Below are 16,996 nucleotides of genomic sequence, written 5' to 3'. Positions count from 1 at the left end.
TACTCCTTGTCGGCCGATCAGATGATCGGCGTGCTCCAGCTCCTGGGCGTGACGTACGGGCTGGTCAAGGTGCTGACCTCGGCATCTGCCACGGTCAGCCGCAGGCCGGCGGCGGCCAGCTCGGGCCGCACCCGCGCGAGGCCGAGCGTGTCGTCCGCCCCGATCCGGCGCGTGGCGTACACGACCTCGCCCACCGCTTCGCCGTCGACGGTCACCTCGGTGCCCGGCTCGGGGACCGGTCCGGTGCCCGAGAAGCCGATCGTGCGGACGGTGGATCCCGCCTCGAACGCGGCCAGCACCTGGTCCCGGCCGACGAACTCGTCCTTGGAGACGTCCACCAGCCAGTTCGCCCCCATCTCGAGGACGCTGGCGCCGGCCGAGTCGGCCGTCTCGTGCCGCAGCACCGGCTGACGCACCTCCAGCATCGCCAGCTCCAGCACCTCGAGCCCGGCCGGCGTGGCCTCCTGCGCCGCCTTGACCCACAGGTCGAGAGCGGACTCCCGCGGCGCCAGCACCTTGTAGCCGTACTCCCCCGTCAGGCCGGCGCGGGCGAACACGATGTCCACGCCGTCCCACCGGGTGTCCACGATCGACTCGAACGGCATGGCCGCCAGCTCCGCGTCGATGACGCGCCCGACGACGCCCCAGGCGTAGGGACCCTCCAGGGCGAAGAGGCCGAATTCGTCCGTCCGGTCGGTGACGGTCACCGCGTCGGCGTCCGCGGCCCGCTCCTGGAGGTGGGCCAGCAGCTCCGCGCCGCGCCCGATCGAGCTCTCCAGGTACATGCCGTCCTCACGGCCCCACACGACCACCTGGTCGACGACGCTGCCGTCGTCCGCCAGCACGAGGCTGGACATGGTGGTCTCGGAGGTCAGGTACTCGACGTCGCGGGCCAGCACACGCTGGGCGAAGTCCGTGGCGCCCGGGCCGCCGATCTCGATGACCGACGCACCGGTCAGGTCGAACAGCGCGGCGCGCTCACGCACCGCCTGGTATTCGGCCGTCGGGTCCGAGAACCGCACGGGGACCTGGACTCCGGCGATGTCTGCACAGGCCGTGCCTTCGGGGTAGGCCGGCGCGAACGGGGAGGTGCTCATGGTGTTGTCCTTCTCAGACCTTCTGCGGGGGTTGGGCGGCCGGGTCGGCCAGGGCCAGCGTGCCGTCGGCCGCCAACGCTCCGGCGACCCGGGCATCGACTTTGAACTCGGTGAACCCTCGGCCACCGGCGGTGCGTGCGACGGTCAGGACCACCTGGTCACCGGGAACCACCGTGCGGCGGAACCTCATGGAGCGCACCGAGGCCAGGTAGCCGATCGGGCCCGCCCCGGCCAGCGCGAACACCACGCCGGCCATCTGGGCCATCGCCTCGATCAGGACCACGCCCGGCAGGACGGCGGTACCCGGGAAGTGCCCCTGGAACCACGCCTCGGTGCCCGTCACGTTCTTGATCCCGGTCCCACGGACACCGGGCTCGACCTTCTCCACCCGGTCCACGAGCAGGAACGGCCACCGGTGCGGCAGGATCTCCCGGATCTCGTCGCTGGTCAGGGGTCCCCGCACCGTCGGCGCCACGGCCTCGGAGACGGTCATGCCGGCTGCTCGACCAGCGCCGGGTTGACGTGCTCGGCGAGTCGGCCGACCGAGCCGAAGACCGACATCTCGCTGTCGTAGAGCGCGACGCCGAACTCGGCCTCGATCGCCACGTACAGCTCCAGGACGTCGAGGCTGTCCAGCTCCAGGCCTCGGCCGAACAACGGCTGGTCGTCGGTGATCCACTCCGGGTCGATCATCAGGTCGAGCCGGGTGACGATCATCTTCTTGATCTGGGTGCACGTCTGCCGGCGGGCATCCGCCACGGCGCGCAGCTCTTCGAGAGTGGACAATTCTGCTCCTTCAGCCGAGTCCGCCGCCATTGGCGACGAGAACCTCACCGGTCACGTACGATGCTTTTTCCGAAGCCAGGAATGTGGCCAGGTTCGCGATCTCCTGCGGCCTTCCCATTCGTCCGATGCGGACGCGGGCCGCATACGACTCGCGAATCTTCTGCGGGATCCTGCGCACCATGTCGGTCTCCACGAATCCGGGCGCCACCACGTTGACGCGGATCCCGTGGGTCACCGCCTCGAAGGCCAGAGCTTTGCTGAAAGCGATGATCGCGCCCTTGGAGGCGACATAGTTGGTCTGTCCCGGGAACCCCCCGTCCATGCCGCTGGCGGAGCTGATCGTCACGATCGACCCGTACCGCTGGTGCTGCATGATCCGCATCGCCTCGCGGCAGGCGAGGAAGGTGCCGGTCAGGTTGACGTCCATCGTCTGCTGGAACAGGTCGCGGCTCATAGCCACCAGGTGCCGGTCGTTGGTCACGCCGGCGCTCGTGACCAGCACGTCGAGCCGGCCGTGCTCGGACCGCACCGTACGGAACAGCGCTTGTACGGCGTCCTCGTCCGTGACGTCGGCCTGGACGGCCTGTGCCGACCCGCCCTCGGCCTCGATCTCGGACACCAGCTCCTTGGCCGGCTGCTCGGACCGCGAATAGTTGACGACAACGTGCACGCCGTGTCGTGCCAGATCGGCAGACACCGCACGTCCGATGCCGCGCGAACCGCCCGTCACCACGGCGACCGCTCCTTCGGTGAACATGATCAGGACGCTACCGGGCTGATCTTTCCGTCCGTTTTCAGTTCGATATCCACACCCTTGACCATCGGTGCAGGGCGCTAGGAGACTCTCTCGCATGGCGGATATTGATATCGACGTCCTCGTGGTCGGTGGCGGGCCGGTCGGACTCGCGACGGCGGTGGAATGCGCCCGCCACGCTCTTTCCTGCCTCGTGGTGGAACGCCACCAGGGAACGTCGACCTTTCCGAAGGCCCGCCTGCTGACGACGCGCACCATGGAGCTCTGCCGCGCCTGGGGAATCCACGCGGAGGTGGAGGCCGCCGGACTTCCGCGCGAGACCACCCTCGCGGTGGGCGTCGGCTCGTCGCTGACCGCGGACGACTTCCACCGCGAGGTCGCGCCCATCGAGGCGGAGGCCCCGAACAGCCCGACCTACGCGTACATCTGCTCCCAGGACCACTTCGAGGTGATCCTGCGCCGCCTGGCCGACTCGAGCCCGACCAACGACGTCCGGTTCGCGACGACCATGACCAAGCTCGTGCAGAGCGGTGACGGGGTGGAGGCGCTGATCGAGGCGGCCGACGGCGCCGTCTCCTCCGTGCGCGCCCGGTACGCGGTGGCCGCCGACGGGAGCCGGAGCGGCGTACGGGCCCAGCTCGGGATCGCGACCTCCGGGCCGCCGCCGCTGGGGCACATGGTCAGCATCATGTTCGACGCCGCCGTGCTGCCGCGGCTGGGCCACCGCCGGTGCGCGCTGTACTTCCTGCGCACCGAGCTGCCGTGCGCCGTCGAGACCGTGGACGGCGCGCGCCGGTGGATGGTCCAGACGGGTTACGACCCGGCCGCCGGTGGCAGCATCGATGATTTCACCCCCGAGCGCTGCGTCGAGCTCGTCCGGGACGCGGTGGGCGTCGACGACCTGCCCGTCGACGTCGTCGGTGTCATGCCGTGGCTGCAGCAGGCGGTCGTGGCCGACAGGTTCCGGGACGGACGGATCTTCCTCGCCGGCGACGCCGCGCACGTGTCTACCCCGCAGGGCGGCTTCGGGATGAACTGCGGCATCCAGGACGCACACAACCTGGTGTGGAAGCTGGCCGCCGTCGTCCACGGGCAGGCGCGGCCCGCGCTGCTGGACACCTACGAGGCCGAGCGTCGGCCGATCGGCGACCGCACTGTGACCGAGTCCCTGAACAACGCGCTCCTGACGATGGAGATGATGGAGGGCGAGGTCTCGATGGCCGAGGCCGTCGCCGCCCAGGCCCGCCGCCGCCGTTCCGAGGGCCTGGTCCTCGGGTTCTGCTACGACTCGGCCGCCGTGACCGACGACGGGACCGAGCCGCCGACGGTCGACGACGACTACCGGGACTACTCACCCACGGCCCGGCCCGGTCACCGGGCCCCGCACCTCTACCTCGACCACGACGGGCACGAGGTGTCCGCCCTCGACCTCCTGGGGCCGGGATTCACGCTGCTCACGCCCGCCGGCTCGGGCTGGGCCGAGCAGGAGCTCACCGCGCGGGTCCCGGTCGCCGCCGTCGAGGTGGCCTCGACGGCGTGGGCCGAGGCCTATGGCGTGGGCACCCGCGGTGCCGTCCTCGTCCGCCCCGACGGCCATGTGGCCTGGCGCACCTCGCAGCCGCCCCACGACGCCCGCGTGCTCGACCCCGACCTGTTCTGACGCCACCGCGCCCGATCTGCCAGGAGCGGATGCGCTGACGGCAGAGCCCCGTTCCCACGCGAGGACCGGCGCCGCACCGTGGAGCCATGACCACCACCACGCTCCGCTCGGAGACTCCCCCCTCCACCGGCCCCTTCGACGACCAGCTCGCCACCCGGCTGCTGTACCAGCGCATCGTCGTCGTCGGCACCGAGATCGACGACGCCGTCGCCAACCGCGTGTGCGCGCAGCTCCTCCTGCTGTCGGCCGAGGACGCGGCGTCGGACATCGCGATCTACGTCAACTCCCCCGGCGGCTCCGTGACTGCGGGTCTGGCCGTCTACGACACGATGCGGGTGCTGCCCAACGACGTCGCGACCGTCGGCTTCGGGTTCGCGGCGAGCATGGGCCAGTTCCTGCTCACGGCCGGGACCAAGGGCAAGCGTTACGCCCTGCCGCACACGCGGATCATGATGCACCAGCCGTCCGCCGGCATCGGGGGCACGGCGGTCGACATCGCGATCCAGGCCGAGAACCTCGAGCACACCAAGCGCGTCATGCACGAGCTCATCGCCCAGCACACCGGGCACACGGTCGAGCAGGTGGCCGCGGACTCCGACCGCGATCGCTGGTTCACCGCCCCCGAGGCGCTCGAGTACGGCATGGTCGACCGGATCGTCGAGTCCGTCGCGGACGTGCGGCCCGCCGCCGCCGGCCGGAAGGCAGGCCTGTGATGGCGAGCTACACGATCCCCACCGTCCTGGAGAAAACGCCGCTCGGCGAGCGCGCCTACGACGTCTTCAGCCGCCTCCTGCGCGAGCGCATCATCTTTCTCGGCACCGAGATCGACGACGGCGTCGCGAACGTCGTCATGGCCCAGCTGCTGCACCTCGAGTCCGAGGCGCCCGAGCAGGACATCGGGCTCTACATCAACTCCCCCGGCGGCTTGGCGACGGCGATGACGGCCATCTACGACACCATGCAGTTCGTCCGCTGCGACGTCGCCACCACCTGCATGGGGCAGGCCGCGTCCGCCGCGGCGGTGCTGTTGGCGGCCGGGACGCCGGGTCGCCGCGCGGTGCTGGAGCACTCCCGCGTGCTGCTGCACCAGCCGTCTGGCCAGGCGCAGGGCACCGTGTCCGACCTGACGATCCAGGCCCGCGAGGTGCTGCGGCTGCGCTCCGAGACCGAGCAGCTGCTCGCCCGGCACACCGGGAACCCCGTGGAGCGGCTGCGGAAGGACACCGACCGCGACCTGATCCTGTCGGCGACCGAGGCGGTGGCGTACGGCGTCGCCGACGCCGTCGTCACCTCCCGCAAGCGCGCGCTCGCGGCGTGAGCACGCGCTCGCCGCGGGGCGCTCGACGACGAGGCTCAGGCGGCGAGCGCGACCACGTCGCTCGTGGTGCGGGGGCCTGCGCCCGTCCGGGTCGCCGGCAGGTGGCGGACCGTCGTCGGGCTCGTCGAGGTGAGGACGCGTACGCGCTGGTCCGCCGCCGCGAGAGAGGCGTGCGCGTCGGCGACCAGGTCGACGAGGCGCAGGTCCAGGGCGCGGCACACCGCGGCGAGGACCTCGGACGACGGCTCCTTGCGGCCACGCTCGACCTCGGAGAGGTAGGCCGTGGACATCCGGGCGGCCGAGGCGACCTCCTGCAGCGTGCGTCCCTGGCGCTGCCGGGCACGCCGCAGGATCGCCCCCATCAGGTGCCGCAGCAGTGGCTCGTGCGCGTCGTCGCTCCCCGTCATGGCATCGACGCTACTCCGGGCGGGTGCCTGACCGCCCCCTGCGCGGCCGGCCTCGGTGCTGGTTCTGCCACGGGCAGAACGCACGGGCGCACCGGGCGGGGCGACACGGACTGCGTGCCCCCGCCCGGGTTCGAACCGGTCCCCACGCCTCGGGAGCGGTAGACTGGTGACCAGCAAAAGGCGCTCTGACCTGCATCAGGACCCCTCGGACAGGCCGGGGCGGTCAGGGTCAGAATCGGGCAATCTCGGGATCACGTGTGCACACCGTGCACACCAGGGGGCATCGTGGGCTCCATGCGACACCGACCATGCGCCGCGCGAAGGACGGCACCGAGACATGGAAGGCCATCACGAGCCTGACTCCGGACGAACGCCTCGCCATCAATGACCTCCGCGCGATCGAGGGCCGCAACCCGCTGCCCAACTGCGGCTGACCATCCCTCACGCACGACGCCGGCCCCCGCTTCCCGAGAGGGAGGCGGGGGCCGCTTTCGTCATGCCTGCTCGGCGCCCATCATCTCGTACCAGGCGCGCTCCGCTGCGTCGAAGCGCTGGCGCACGGCCTTGTGCTCCTCGAGGTTGACGGCTTGAGGGAGCTCTCGGTCGAGTACATTCGCGAGCTCCTCGGCTGCGGCGGCGTACTCCTGCGTGATCTTCGGGTCCATCTCCATCCCCCACCGTCCCCGCGCGCGCTCTCCGTGTCACCCGCAGGCGTCACAGTGCCCCCATGCGCCCGCCGATCCCCGACCATCACCACCTGGACGCGCACCAGGTCGCCGCACCGCCGCCGCACGACGTGTACGAAGAGCCGCGGCGGCGCGCTGCACGGCGCGGACCTACGGCGGCGACGCCGTGACGCTCACGGCGCGGTCATGCCGCGTGCACGCGGCATGCTGGGGTTCACCGCGGAGTACCCCGGGTGGGGCGAGTGGACCGCGTGGGTCGATCAGGAGTGCTGCGAGCCACTCGGCGAGCGGCGCTCCTGACGGGCGCGCCATACCTGCCACCACCGCCGCTGCTCTGCGGGTTCGGGCGCGGCTACTGGTACGGGCACCGGCTCGCGAGGTGCGTCGTCGGAGGCCGACCGCGCCGGAGCCTTGGGTGGCCACCGCTTGGGGTTGATCGGGACCGAGTGCAGCTCGGGGTCCACGAGGTCGATGAGGCGGTGCAGCACCGCGCCGGAATCGCGGTCGTCGCGGTCGATGCCGAGCATGGCCGTGAACACCGCGCGGGCGTTGAACGGGATGAACGGTTCGGCGTAGAAGTCGCGCTCGACCATCGCCGGGCCGTGCCACGTTCCCATCCGGTGCTCCCAGTAGAACTGGTCGTCCGGATCGATCAGCCCGCGGGCGGCGTTGAAGTCGGTCGCCTCGATCCAGTCCGCGAACGCTTCCTGGGCTACCGGGATGACCTCGGGCGCGGCATAGGCCTTGCCGCGGTTGCCCATCGACAGCTGGTGCATGTGTCGCATCGACTCGGGGTCGACGGGCGGCTCGGCAACGTCTCGGAACCGCTTGTAGAAGCTGCGCCCGATCTCGAGGAGGTTCGCCGTGACCGCCACAGTGTTCCGCTCCTGGATCCAGGCGGACAGCGTGGGCACCGCGAGTATGTGGTGGGCGCGGTAGTGGGCCTCGGCGAGGGCCTCGGCGACGTCGTCGCCGAGGGGCATCGTCGGCAAGACGGTGTGAGGGAGTCCGGCCTGCTGGGCGACCACGGGCGCGACGAGCCGGTCGATTCGCGTGTCGGGCCGGTCGCCATAGGTGTACGTCTCGGCGGTCACGCCGGCGTGCAGCGCGACGGCGACCAGCGCCCGGGAGTCGAGTCCTGCCGTCACGGCGATGCGCACAGGGTGGTGCTCGGCGATGTTGCGGAGCGCGTTCGACGCCCAGGTGAGGCAGTCGCGCGCGACGTCGTCCACGGCGCGCTCGGGGATCACGGCGTCCGGCCAGTACCGCCGCACCCGTCCGGCGCCCAAGTCCAGGACGGTGTTCGGGGTCAGCAGGCGGGTACGCGCGTATGGAGTGTGGTGGCCCGGATGGCCGTACCGAGATGGCACGTCGCGGCGCTCGATCTCCCCGCCGAGCGCGCGCTCCACGAGCAGCGCGTGCGAGGCAGCGATCCCGCCCTGCTCCGCGTAGAACACCGCCCGCATCCCCGTGGCGTCCCCCATGACGCGGACGTCGTCAGGTCGGCCGTAGACGATCGCGTACCGGCCCGCCCAAAGGCTCAGCGCGGCGAACATGCTCTCCTCGCTGACAGTCAGGTGGTCCAGGAGCTCGCGCGCCGGGTCCGAGGGCCGGACGGCGTCGATCGGTACGCACGTGCCGAGGACGACGACGAACCGACCGGCCTCGTCCGCGGCACTGGCCACCTCGCACCACGGGTGCACGAGCAGCCCGGGGACGGCGGGGGTTCGGGTGACGTAGCTCGACGGCGCAGGCCCGCCGATCACGAAGCCACGCGGGAAGTCGAGTGCGCCATCGTCCATAGCGCACGAGCCTAGCGGCCGACGATGGACCCGCTCACCGTGCTCGCCCTCGCGCAGCTCGACGAGGAGTGCCGCGCCGTCGTCGGCCGGCTGCCCGAGCGGCCCGGCCGGGACCCCGAGTTGGCCGAGGCTGTGTTGCGGCAGATCGAGGCTGACGACCCGACGGGCGATCCCGCGTCAATCTCGGGCAATCTCGGGCGCACGTGTGTACAGGGCGTGTGTACACGGGCGACCTGACCATGCGTCCGCACAGGTCAGCAGCAGTGCCCCCGCCCGGATTCGAACCGGGACTGGACCGGGTTTAAGCCGGCTGCCTCTGCCAGTTGGGCTACGGGGGCGAGCGCCGCAGACACGAACAGGCGGCCTCGTTCGGCACTTCCGGTCTCGATCGGCAGTTCAAGGTACCGAACGGAGCAGGAAGTGCCGAACAAGGCCGCCGGGTCCCGTCACGCGACAGCGTCAGCCCTTCTCGGCCTTCTCCGCCGACGACTCGGCCTTCTGCTCGACCTTCGCGTCCTTCGGCTTCGGTGGCACCGAGGCCTTGCGGAACTCGTCGCGCGGGTCGTGCAGCGAACCGAGCGAGACGATCTCGCGGCCCATGAGGAACTGTCCGATCCAACCCACCATGATGCGGAGCTTGCGGTTGCCTGTCGGCATCGCCATCACGTGATAGCCGCGGTGCGCGAGCCATGCCAGCGGACCCTTGAGCTTGAGGAAACCGAAGAGCTCGGCCACCCCCTTGTACATCCCGAGCGACGCGACCACGCCGACGCTCTTGTGCTTGTACTCCACGGGGTCTTGGCCCTTGAGGGCCGCGATCATGTTGTCGGCGAGCTGGTTCGCCTCGCGGATCGCGTGCTGGGCGTTCGGGGGGCAGAAGCCGCCGGGGTTGAGCAGGTCCGGCACCGCCGCGCAGTCGCCCGCGGCCCAGGCGTCCGGGACGATCTCGCCGTTCTCGTCCTCCACCTGCAGCGTCGCCTTGACGGTGACGCGGCCCATCCTGTCCACCGGGAGGTCCGAGCTCTCCTGGATGACCGGGTTCGCCTTGACGCCCGCGGTCCAGACGATCGTCTCGGTGTCGAACTCGACCCCCGTGGAGGTCACCACGTGACCGTCCTCGCACGAGCTGAGGAACGTGTTGAGGTGGAACTCGATGCCGCGCTTCTTCATCTCCTCGAGCGCCCACTCGCCCATCGGCTCGGAGACCTCCGGCAGGATGCGGCCGGCGCCCTCGATCATCACGAAGCGCAGGTCCTCGGTCTCGATCGTCGGGTAGTTGCGCGTCGCGTACCGCGCCATGTCCTCGATCTCGGCGAGGGCCTCGATGCCGGCGAAGCCACCCCCGACGAAGGTGAACGTCAGCATCCGCTGGCGCAGGTCGGCGTCCCAGGTCGAGGAGGCGACGTCCATGCGGTTCAGCACGTGGTTGCGGACCGCGATGGCCTCCTCCACGTTCTTGAAGCCGATGGCGTTCTCCGCCAGCCCCGGGATGGGCAGCGTGCGCGAGACCGACCCGAGGCCGACGACGAGCTGGTCGTACGAGACCTCGTAGTCCGGCCCCTCCTCGGGGTGGATCGTGATCTTCTTGTCGCCGTGGGCGATCTGCGAGACCTTGCCCTGCAGCACGTCGATGCCCTTGAGGGCGATGCGGTGCGGCGCGACGACGTCACGGGCGTCGATCGAGCCGGCGCCCGCCTCGGGCAGGAACGGCGCATAGGTCATGTACGGCCGCGGGTCGACGACGACGATCGCCGCCTCTCGCTTGCCGAGCTTCTTGCGCAGCCGGCGCGCCACGTACAGCCCGACGGAGCCACCGCCGAGCACGACGACGCGCGGCACCTTGCGCGGACGCGGTGTGGGCGCGGGCGCGTCCTGGGCAGGGGTGTCCGTCGACAGAACGTTCTGAGGCATGGCGCCAGTCTACGACCGCTGACGGACCGCTCGCGCGCGGGTGACCTGTACCGTCCGTCACCGCTCCGGGCCGGTGACCTCAGGCGAGGGACAGGGCGATCCCGTCCAGGATGTCGCTCTCGGAGGTCACCACGTGGGTCAAGGCTCCGCCCGACGCCGCGACCTCGTCGCGCACCCGGGTCACCACCTGCGACCACACGAGCGCACCGGCGCCGATGACGTCCGCCCGGCCCGGGTGCATGAACCCGAGCGCCAGCCGCTCCTCCCGCGTTCGGCGCAGCAGGTCGTCACAGGCTCCGAGCACGTCCGCCACGCTCAGCACGGCACCGTTGATCGTCTCCCGCCGGTAGGTCGCCAGCCCCAGGGCGTGGGCCGTCACCGACGTCACCGAGCCGGCCAGCCCCACGAGCGTCGCCGTCCGGCCGAGGGGCACGACGGCGGCTGCCGCATCCAGCGCAGCCGTCACGTCGGCAGCGGCTCGGCCCACCTCGGCAGCCGTGGGCGGGTCGGAGTGCAGGTGGCGCTCGGTGAGCCGGACGGAGCCGACGTCCATCGAGACGGCAGCGTCCGGCGTCGTCGTCCCCAGCACGAGCTCGGTCGAGCCGCCCCCCAGGTCCACGACCAGGTACGGGCCGGGGTGCTCGGCGGCCGAGCCGCTCGTGGCTCCCCGGAAGGACAGCAGGGCCTCCTCCTCGCCCGAGACGACCTCCGGGTCGACCCCGAGCGCGGCCCGGACGCCGTCGACGAAGTCGGCGCGGTTGCGCGCGTCCCGGGTGGCGGACGTGGCGACGAACCGCACGCGGGTGGCGCCGAGCTCGGCGGCCACCTTGGCGTAGTCGCGCGAGGCGGCCAGCGTGCGCTCGAGCGCCTCCGGCGCCAGCTCGCCGGTGCGGTCCACGCCCTGCCCGAGGCGCACGATCTCCATGCGTCGGTCGAGCTCGCTGAGGGTGCCGTCCGGGGTGACGTCGGCGACCAGGAGGCGGATCGAGTTGGTGCCGCAGTCCACGGCGGCGACACGGGTGCTGCTCATCACCACCGCACCCTCTCACCCGCGTGCGACATGTGCCCAGCCGGCTGCGTCAGCACGAGCACCGGTCCGGCCGCCACTGGTCCCGGACCATCGCCAGCGCCTCGTCGCCCAGCGGGTTCACCCCCGGGCCCGCCGCCAGGGCGTGCCCCATCAGGACGTGCAGGCACTTCACACGGGTGGGCATCCCGCCCGCCGAGATGCCGTCGATCTCGTCGACGTGCCCCAGCTCCTCGCGCCGGGCGAGGTAGTGCTCGTGGGCCTTGCGGTAGGCCGCCGCGAGCTCGGAGTCCTCGGTCAGCCGCTGCGACATCTCCCTCATGACGCCGTCGGCCTCGAGCCGAGATGCCGACGCGACCGCACCGGGATGGGTCAGGTAGTACGTGGTGGGGAACGGCGTGCCGTCGGGCAGCCGCGGGGCGGTGCGCACCACCAGGGGGCGCCCGCACACGCAGCGCGCGGCGATGCCGACGACCCCGCGAGGCGCGCGGCCGAGCTGCTCGGCGAGCACCTCGAGGTCGCGGTCGGTCACGGCCGTGGGGTCTTCGGAGGGCTGAAGGGTCACGGGATCATTCTCCCCCGTCGCCACCGTCCGGTTCCACGTCAGCACCGTCGACCTCGTCACCCCCGACCATCGTGGCGTGCGCGTCGGTCACCTGCATCGACTCCCACATGCCCTGGTACCAGGGAGCGCCCGCCGGACCGCCGGGTCGGACCGGTTCAGTCGGCGCGTCGCTCTCCGCCGGCGCGTCGTCGTCGACCACCTCGTGCGCGTCGATGACGCGCCACACCGTGTCGCCCGGCATCACGTAGTTCAGCCGGGTGCGCGCCTGCTCGACCACGTACGAGCGGTCGTCCCAGCGCCCCAGCTCGTTCTCCAGCTCGGTGCGGGCGGACTCGTGCGCCGCGAGCTCGGCCTGCAGCCGGTCGATCTCGGCCCGCTGCTGAACGGCACCGCGCACCGTGGGCAGCAGCAGCACGAAGGCCAGCAGCACCACGACGGACAGGACGAGCAGGCGGACGGTGAGGACCTCCGGCAGCACCAGGCCCAGCCGGCTGCGGCGTCGGGCGTCACGGGCCGGACCCGCGGGACGACGCGCGCTCCTCCCCTTCGGCGGCGCTGGCGTGCCGGCACCGGTCGCTCGCGAGCGTGCCGCGGGTGTGGCCGGGCGAGACGTCGTCCGCGCCCCCGGCCTGGAGGCAGGTGGGCGGGATCGCGGGGCGGCTGGACGTCGGGAGGGCACCCCTCGATTGTGCCCAACCGGACGCCACCCACCCACCACCGCCGTCGGCGCGCCACCTGTGCTCCCCTGGCGAACCGCCGGTGCCGGCGGTTCCGCGGGCTGGCGGAGGACAGGCGCGGAGGACAGGCGCATGGTGGGGGACGACGACGGCCGGTCACCTCCCGCAGGAGGTGACCGGCCGTCGTCGGGCGCTGGGGCCTACCGGGCTGTCAGCCGGTCTCAGCCCTGGAACCGCGGGAACGCCGAGCGACCGGCGTAGCGGCCGGCGTCGTCGAGGGCGTCCTCGATGCGCAGGAGCTGGTTGTACTTGTTGATGCGCTCGCCGCGGGCCGGGGCACCGGTCTTGATCTGACCGGCGTTGGTGGCCACGGACAGGTCCGCGATGGTGGTGTCCTCGGTCTCGCCGGAGCGGTGCGAGGTCATCGTGGTGAAGCCGTTGCGCTGCGCGAGCGTGACGGCGTCGAGCGTCTCGGTGAGCGTGCCGATCTGGTTGAGCTTGACCAGCAGCGAGTTCGCGGCCTTGGTCTCGATGCCCTTGGCCAGGCGCTCCGGGTTCGTGACGAACAGGTCGTCACCGACGATCTGCACCTTGTCGCCGACCTTCGCGACGAGCGCCGACCAGGAGTCCCAGGCGTCCTCGTCCAGAGGGTCCTCGATGGAGACCAGCGGGTAGTCCGCGACGAGCCCCTCGTAGAACGCGACCATCTCGTCGGGCGTCTTGGCGCCACCCTCCCACTGGTACGCACCGTCGGAGTAGAACTCCGTGGCCGCCACGTCGAGCGCCAGCGCGACGTCGGTGCCGGGCGTGAAGCCGGCCTTCTCGATGGCGGTGAGGATGAGGTCGAGCGCGGCACGGTTGCTCGACAGGTTCGGGGCGAAGCCGCCCTCGTCGCCGAGGCCGGTGGACAGGCCCTCGCTCTTGAGCACGGACTTCAGCGCGTGGTAGACCTCGGCGCCGGTGCGCAGGGCCTCCTTGAAGGACTCGGCGCCGATCGGGGCGATCATGAACTCCTGGATGTCCACGTTCGAGTCCGCGTGGGACCCGCCGTTGAGGATGTTCATCATCGGCACGGGCAGCACGTGCGCGTTCGGGCCGCCCACGTAGCGGAACAGGTCCAGGCCGGCGCTCTTCGCGGCGGCCTTGGCCACGGCGAGGGACACGCCGAGGATCGCGTTCGCGCCCAGCTTGGCCTTGTTCGGGGTGCCGTCGAGCTCGATCAGCGTCTGGTCGATGAGGCGCTGCTCCTCGGCGTCGTAGCCGATGAGCTCAGGAGCGATGTCGTCGATGACGGCATTGACCGCGCCCTCGACGCCCTTGCCCAGGTAGCGGCCGGAGTCGCCGTCCCGGCGCTCGACGGCCTCGAAGGCGCCCGTGGAGGCGCCCGACGGGACGCCGGCACGTGCGAACGTGCCGTCGTCGAGGGCGATCTCGACCTCCACGGTGGGGTTGCCGCGAGAGTCCAGGATCTCGCGCGCGCCAACGGCTTCGATGCTTGCCACGGATGCTCCTTTGAGAGGGCACGCGGGCCGTCGCGGCCCGGCTCAGGCACGCATGCACCCGGGGCCGCCGACGCCCGCGACGATGGAGGGTTGACGCCCCCAGCGTAGCCCCGTCGCGGGGCCTGTGCGCCCAGGCGCCCACCTGGCGGGCATCGGTCTCGACCCGGTCGGACGGACTATCGTGATGGCGGTGCACGGGTTCTGGGACTTCGTCGGCTCCTACTGGTGGCTCATCTTCCCGCTGAGCGGCATCGTCGGCGGGTGGGTCAAGGGCGCCCAGAAGTGGGACGAACGCCGACGGCGGGACAAGATCGAGCTGTACCGGCTCAAGCACGCCGACAAGCTCGCCACGGCCGAGGCCGAGGAGGCGCTCACCAGCGAGATCGACCGGACGATCGCCGATCACGAGGAGACGGACCGCCGGTGGCTCGAGTACGAGCTGGACGCCGTCAAGACGCTCGAGTACCCGGTCATCACGGACATGCGCGAGCAGGTCACCGTCGACTTCCACCGGGCCCGGCGCCGGGCCGACGGGCTGCGACCCGAGGACCGGGAGGAGCTGCGCGACCGCCGTCGGCTGGACCGCTATCGCGACGCGGTCCGGGAGTACCAGCTCACCTTCGACATCGCCGAGCGTGAGGCGAAGCGCCGCCGGGCCTCGGACTTCACGCCCGAGGAACGGCGGGCACTCGACCGGGCCAAGAAGCTGCTCGCGCTCGCCGACGACGCCGGAGCGAGCCGTGCGGAGCGGCAGTCGGCCTACCGCCGGGCCACGAAGGAGCTCGAGGGCATCCTCGTGCTGCCCGACGCCGCCACGGAGGCGATCGAGCAGCGCATCGCGGGGGTGCTGGGGCGGTCGCCCGACGACGACCAGCGGGCCTGACACCGTCCGCACGCTGGTCTGTCGGGGACGTCAGTCGCGCAGCAGGTCCTGCTCACGCAGCTCGGCGAGGAAGTTCGCCGTGTCGGCCCGCGCGACGGACTCGTCGATCTCATAGGTGCGCACCAGCGCTGCCACGAGGTCGTCCTCGGTGGCACCATCGGCCAGCGTCTGCGCGAGCAGGGTGCCGGCCGCGTTGGTCGTGAGGTACTTCGAGGTGTTCAGGTCGAGGAGCACGAGCTCTCCGTCGACCTCCTGCCAGGTCACCCCGTCTGACCGAAGCCGCATGGTGTTCTCCTGATCGTCGCTGCCGTCCGCAGGCATCAAACCACCGGTGGAAGATCCACACCTCCCGATCGACCGAATTCATCCGGGGAGGAGCGGCATTCACCCGCTCCAGGACCTTTTCACCCACGTTCCATCTGCCGTAGCCGGACGACGCTGGCAATACTGAAACGGTCCGGCATGACAAACCAGGAGGTACTCCCATGTACGAAGCACCTCGTATCACCGAGGCCGGCAGTGTCCGCGACCTCACCCTGGCCCAGGGCATCAACGGAAACGACGACAAGTTCCTGTTCTTCTCCTGGGGCGAGAACCCGAGCGCTCAGTCCTGAAGTTCGGAACAGGGACGCCGGGTCACGCTCGCATGGTCCGGCGTCCCTGTTCTTCCACGAAGGACGAGGAGCGACGGATGCTTGTTTCCACGACGACCAGCCACACGATGCATGGCGACGAGACGTCGGATCGCTTCATACGGTTGAGCCCGACCGAGGTCGCAGTCGGGATCCCGCTCACCCACGGCACTCGATGCGCCTCTCGTCGCAATGTTCCACGGCACGATACGTCGACCGGGCAGGCACGGGCGACGATGGAGAAGATCGTCGGCGAAGCACTGCGCGCCGGTCCGGTTGTCGTGTCATTCTCCGGCGGGCGCGACTCGTCGGCGGTCCTCGCCGTCGCGGCGCACGTGGCGGCTCGTGACGGGCTTCCGCAGCCCGTTCCGCTGACCCTGCTCTACCCGGGCTTGCGGGATGCCGACGAGTCGGACTGGCAGCGGGCGGTGCTCGAGCACCTCGGGCTGACCGACCGGCTCGTGACCGTCTCGGTCACGGATCAGGAGCGCCTGCTGGGAGAGCCGGCACGACGATCTCTCGCGCGGCACGGTCTCGTCTGGCCGGCGGCTGCGCACGCCGACGTGGTGCTGGCCTCCGTGACAGCCGGCACCCAGGTCCTGAGCGGTGAAGGTGGCGACGAGGTGCTGGGCGCTCGCCGGATCACACCCTGGACGGTCGCCCGTGGTGACGGTGGACCACGAGGGCGTCGGCACCTGCGCGAGCTCCTCCATACCGTCACCGGCGCTGCCCTGCCCCTCGGACCGATCGCAGGTCACAACCCGTCGATCTCTCCACCGCCGTGGCTCCGGGGCGCGTCACGTGTCGCCTTCCGCCGCCATGTCGCCGGGCAGAGCCGCACGCCGTGGAGGTACGACGACGCGACGCTCACGATGTCCATGCGTCGTGTCCCTCATGTGCTCGCCCACAACCTCCAGGTGCTCGCCGACGAGTCCGGCATCCGCTGGCACCATCCCCTTCAGGACCCCCGGTTCGTCCGGGCACTGGCGTATGACGGCGGGGCATGGGGGTTCCGGGGACGCACCGACACGATGCGGTTCCTCTTCGCGGACCTGCTGCCCGACCGTGTCCTCGCCCGCCGTTCGAAGGCGTCGTTCAACGGGAGCCGGTTCGGCGCTGCGGAACGGGACTTCGCCTCGGGGTGGGACGGAAGCGGTGTCGACGACCGCCTCGTCGACACCGCCGCGCTCCGTCAGCACTGGCTCAGCCCTCGCCCGGGTGGTGTCACCGGCCTGCTGCTGCACCAGGCATGGCTGGCACAGCGAACGGGACCGCGGTGAACGCCCGTG

General features: G+C 71.1%; 22 protein-coding genes and 1 tRNA gene. 9 read left to right on the top strand and 14 right to left on the bottom strand.

All coding sequences use genetic code 11. The features are described from left to right. Positions 1–17: 17 nt before the first annotated feature. From PZC42_RS07190 to PZC42_RS07175, 4 genes are read right to left on the bottom strand one after another with little or no spacing between them, the layout of a single operon-like run. Positions 18–1,097, bottom strand: a complete 1,080-nt coding sequence (locus PZC42_RS07190; protein ID WP_277209527.1) for a hypothetical protein — start codon at positions 1,095–1,097, stop codon at positions 18–20. A gap of 13 nt (positions 1,098–1,110) precedes the next feature. Then, on the bottom strand, positions 1,111–1,590 hold the full coding sequence (gene fabZ, locus PZC42_RS07185) for a 3-hydroxyacyl-ACP dehydratase FabZ (RefSeq protein ID WP_277209526.1): 480 nt from the start codon (positions 1,588–1,590) through the stop codon (positions 1,111–1,113). After that, positions 1,587–1,883, bottom strand: coding sequence for an acyl carrier protein (locus PZC42_RS07180; protein WP_277209525.1), 297 nt, complete (start codon positions 1,881–1,883; stop codon positions 1,587–1,589). Before PZC42_RS07180 ends, fabZ begins: the two co-directional genes overlap by 4 nt. Before the next feature lie 10 nt (positions 1,884–1,893). Beyond that, the gene (locus PZC42_RS07175) at positions 1,894–2,616 is read right to left on the bottom strand and encodes a 3-oxoacyl-ACP reductase family protein (protein ID WP_277209524.1); all 723 of its coding nucleotides are present in this window, start codon (positions 2,614–2,616) and stop codon (positions 1,894–1,896) included. A 118-nt stretch (positions 2,617–2,734) separates the two neighbouring features. Between PZC42_RS07175 and PZC42_RS07170 the strand changes: the two genes are divergently transcribed. The 3 genes from PZC42_RS07170 (at position 2,735) to PZC42_RS07160 (ending at position 5,615) form a co-directional block, all read left to right on the top strand. After that, positions 2,735–4,297: an FAD-dependent monooxygenase gene (locus PZC42_RS07170; protein ID WP_277209523.1), complete on the top strand. Its 1,563-nt coding sequence runs from the start codon at positions 2,735–2,737 to the stop codon at positions 4,295–4,297. A gap of 86 nt (positions 4,298–4,383) precedes the next feature. Further along, positions 4,384–5,010: a ClpP family protease gene (locus tag PZC42_RS07165; RefSeq protein ID WP_277209522.1), complete on the top strand. Its 627-nt coding sequence runs from the start codon at positions 4,384–4,386 to the stop codon at positions 5,008–5,010. Continuing rightward, entirely contained in the window at positions 5,010–5,615 is a 606-nt protein-coding gene (locus PZC42_RS07160) for an ATP-dependent Clp protease proteolytic subunit (protein ID WP_277209521.1), read from the top strand. The genes PZC42_RS07165 and PZC42_RS07160 overlap by 1 nt, the downstream gene beginning before the upstream one ends. 35 nt (positions 5,616–5,650) lie before the next feature. Here the strand turns inward: PZC42_RS07160 and PZC42_RS07155 are convergent, their stop codons facing one another. Further along, entirely contained in the window at positions 5,651–6,022 is a 372-nt protein-coding gene (locus tag PZC42_RS07155; RefSeq protein ID WP_277209520.1) for a helix-turn-helix domain-containing protein, read from the bottom strand. 308 nt (positions 6,023–6,330) lie between these two features. Here PZC42_RS07155 and PZC42_RS07150 point away from each other — a divergent pair, with 308 nt between their 5' ends. After that, positions 6,331–6,456: a hypothetical protein gene (locus tag PZC42_RS07150; RefSeq protein WP_277209519.1), complete on the top strand. Its 126-nt coding sequence runs from the start codon at positions 6,331–6,333 to the stop codon at positions 6,454–6,456. 60 nt (positions 6,457–6,516) lie between these two features. Here the strand turns inward: PZC42_RS07150 and PZC42_RS07145 are convergent, their stop codons facing one another. Continuing rightward, the gene (locus PZC42_RS07145) at positions 6,517–6,687 is read right to left on the bottom strand and encodes a hypothetical protein (RefSeq protein ID WP_277209518.1); all 171 of its coding nucleotides are present in this window, start codon (positions 6,685–6,687) and stop codon (positions 6,517–6,519) included. A 62-nt stretch (positions 6,688–6,749) separates the two neighbouring features. Here PZC42_RS07145 and PZC42_RS07140 point away from each other — a divergent pair, with 62 nt between their 5' ends. Then, positions 6,750–6,878 (top strand): hypothetical protein, encoded by a 129-nt coding sequence (locus PZC42_RS07140; RefSeq protein WP_277209517.1) that lies wholly within the window; start codon positions 6,750–6,752, stop codon positions 6,876–6,878. Positions 6,879–6,968: 90 nt separating this feature from the next. On the opposite strand, the gene PZC42_RS07135 is transcribed toward PZC42_RS07140, so the two are convergent. Then, positions 6,969–8,510: a hypothetical protein gene (locus PZC42_RS07135; RefSeq protein ID WP_277209516.1), complete on the bottom strand. Its 1,542-nt coding sequence runs from the start codon at positions 8,508–8,510 to the stop codon at positions 6,969–6,971. Between the two features lie 24 nt (positions 8,511–8,534). Here PZC42_RS07135 and PZC42_RS07130 point away from each other — a divergent pair, with 24 nt between their 5' ends. Next, complete coding sequence (locus PZC42_RS07130; RefSeq protein ID WP_277209515.1) at positions 8,535–8,747, top strand: hypothetical protein; 213 nt, start codon at positions 8,535–8,537, stop codon at positions 8,745–8,747. A 27-nt stretch (positions 8,748–8,774) separates the two neighbouring features. Here the strand turns inward: PZC42_RS07130 and PZC42_RS07125 are convergent. From PZC42_RS07125 to eno, 6 genes are all read right to left on the bottom strand, one after another. Continuing rightward, positions 8,775–8,848, bottom strand: a tRNA-Leu gene (locus PZC42_RS07125). 121 nt (positions 8,849–8,969) lie between these two features. Then, on the bottom strand, positions 8,970–10,421 hold the full coding sequence (locus PZC42_RS07120; RefSeq protein WP_277209514.1) for an NAD(P)/FAD-dependent oxidoreductase: 1,452 nt from the start codon (positions 10,419–10,421) through the stop codon (positions 8,970–8,972). 79 nt (positions 10,422–10,500) lie between these two features. Beyond that, positions 10,501–11,451 carry a Ppx/GppA phosphatase family protein gene (locus PZC42_RS07115; protein ID WP_277209513.1) on the bottom strand — a complete coding sequence of 317 codons (951 nt, stop codon included), beginning with the start codon at positions 11,449–11,451 and terminating at the stop codon, positions 10,501–10,503. Between the two features lie 49 nt (positions 11,452–11,500). Next, positions 11,501–12,013, bottom strand: a complete 513-nt coding sequence (locus tag PZC42_RS07110) for a DUF501 domain-containing protein (protein ID WP_277209512.1) — start codon at positions 12,011–12,013, stop codon at positions 11,501–11,503. 4 nt (positions 12,014–12,017) lie between these two features. Further along, a complete protein-coding gene (locus PZC42_RS07105; RefSeq protein WP_277209511.1) occupies positions 12,018–12,491 on the bottom strand; it encodes an FtsB family cell division protein in 474 nt (157 codons plus the stop codon). A 420-nt stretch (positions 12,492–12,911) separates the two neighbouring features. After that, positions 12,912–14,192, bottom strand: coding sequence for a phosphopyruvate hydratase (gene eno, locus PZC42_RS07100; RefSeq protein WP_171783666.1), 1,281 nt, complete (start codon positions 14,190–14,192; stop codon positions 12,912–12,914). Between the two features lie 190 nt (positions 14,193–14,382). Between eno and PZC42_RS07095 the strand changes: the two genes are divergently transcribed. Next, a complete protein-coding gene (locus PZC42_RS07095; RefSeq protein WP_277209510.1) occupies positions 14,383–15,075 on the top strand; it encodes a hypothetical protein in 693 nt (230 codons plus the stop codon). 30 nt (positions 15,076–15,105) lie between these two features. On the opposite strand, the gene PZC42_RS07090 is transcribed toward PZC42_RS07095, so the two are convergent. After that, entirely contained in the window at positions 15,106–15,360 is a 255-nt protein-coding gene (locus PZC42_RS07090) for a PqqD family protein (RefSeq protein ID WP_277209509.1), read from the bottom strand. A gap of 200 nt (positions 15,361–15,560) precedes the next feature. Between PZC42_RS07090 and PZC42_RS07085 the strand changes: the two genes are divergently transcribed. Together PZC42_RS07085 and PZC42_RS07080 are read left to right on the top strand one after the other, a co-directional pair. Then, positions 15,561–15,689: a lasso RiPP family leader peptide-containing protein gene (locus PZC42_RS07085; protein WP_277209508.1), complete on the top strand. Its 129-nt coding sequence runs from the start codon at positions 15,561–15,563 to the stop codon at positions 15,687–15,689. 254 nt (positions 15,690–15,943) lie between these two features. Continuing rightward, the gene (locus tag PZC42_RS07080) at positions 15,944–16,987 is read left to right on the top strand and encodes an asparagine synthase-related protein (RefSeq protein ID WP_277209507.1); all 1,044 of its coding nucleotides are present in this window, start codon (positions 15,944–15,946) and stop codon (positions 16,985–16,987) included. The last annotated feature ends 9 nt before the right edge of the window (positions 16,988–16,996 follow it).

The sequence above is a fragment of the Isoptericola croceus genome (assembly GCF_029382255.1).
In the GTDB taxonomy this organism is placed as follows: domain Bacteria; phylum Actinomycetota; class Actinomycetes; order Actinomycetales; family Cellulomonadaceae; genus Isoptericola; species Isoptericola croceus.
Note: the sequence above shows the minus strand (reverse complement) of the source record. Positions and strands in the feature narration are given on the sequence as shown.

Excerpts from the sequence above, each read along its gene's own strand:
- PZC42_RS07190 (WP_277209527.1), bottom strand. The coding sequence starts at position 1,097 with ATGAGCACCTCCCCGTTCGCGCCGGCCTACCCCGAAGGCACGGCCTGT.
- fabZ (WP_277209526.1), bottom strand. The coding sequence starts at position 1,590 with ATGACCGTCTCCGAGGCCGTGGCGCCGACGGTGCGGGGACCCCTGACC.
- PZC42_RS07170 (WP_277209523.1), top strand. The coding sequence starts at position 2,735 with ATGGCGGATATTGATATCGACGTCCTCGTGGTCGGTGGCGGGCCGGTC.
- PZC42_RS07165 (WP_277209522.1), top strand. The coding sequence starts at position 4,384 with ATGACCACCACCACGCTCCGCTCGGAGACTCCCCCCTCCACCGGCCCC.
- PZC42_RS07160 (WP_277209521.1), top strand. The coding sequence starts at position 5,010 with ATGGCGAGCTACACGATCCCCACCGTCCTGGAGAAAACGCCGCTCGGC.
- PZC42_RS07155 (WP_277209520.1), bottom strand. The coding sequence starts at position 6,022 with ATGACGGGGAGCGACGACGCGCACGAGCCACTGCTGCGGCACCTGATG.
- PZC42_RS07150 (WP_277209519.1), top strand. The coding sequence starts at position 6,331 with ATGCGCCGCGCGAAGGACGGCACCGAGACATGGAAGGCCATCACGAGC.
- PZC42_RS07145 (WP_277209518.1), bottom strand. The coding sequence starts at position 6,687 with ATGGACCCGAAGATCACGCAGGAGTACGCCGCCGCAGCCGAGGAGCTC.
- PZC42_RS07140 (WP_277209517.1), top strand. The coding sequence starts at position 6,750 with ATGCGCCCGCCGATCCCCGACCATCACCACCTGGACGCGCACCAGGTC.
- PZC42_RS07135 (WP_277209516.1), bottom strand. The coding sequence starts at position 8,510 with ATGGACGATGGCGCACTCGACTTCCCGCGTGGCTTCGTGATCGGCGGG.
- PZC42_RS07130 (WP_277209515.1), top strand. The coding sequence starts at position 8,535 with ATGGACCCGCTCACCGTGCTCGCCCTCGCGCAGCTCGACGAGGAGTGC.
- PZC42_RS07120 (WP_277209514.1), bottom strand. The coding sequence starts at position 10,421 with ATGCCTCAGAACGTTCTGTCGACGGACACCCCTGCCCAGGACGCGCCC.
- PZC42_RS07115 (WP_277209513.1), bottom strand. The coding sequence starts at position 11,451 with ATGAGCAGCACCCGTGTCGCCGCCGTGGACTGCGGCACCAACTCGATC.
- PZC42_RS07090 (WP_277209509.1), bottom strand. The coding sequence starts at position 15,360 with ATGCGGCTTCGGTCAGACGGGGTGACCTGGCAGGAGGTCGACGGAGAG.
- PZC42_RS07085 (WP_277209508.1), top strand. The coding sequence starts at position 15,561 with ATGTACGAAGCACCTCGTATCACCGAGGCCGGCAGTGTCCGCGACCTC.
- PZC42_RS07080 (WP_277209507.1), top strand. The coding sequence starts at position 15,944 with ATGGAGAAGATCGTCGGCGAAGCACTGCGCGCCGGTCCGGTTGTCGTG.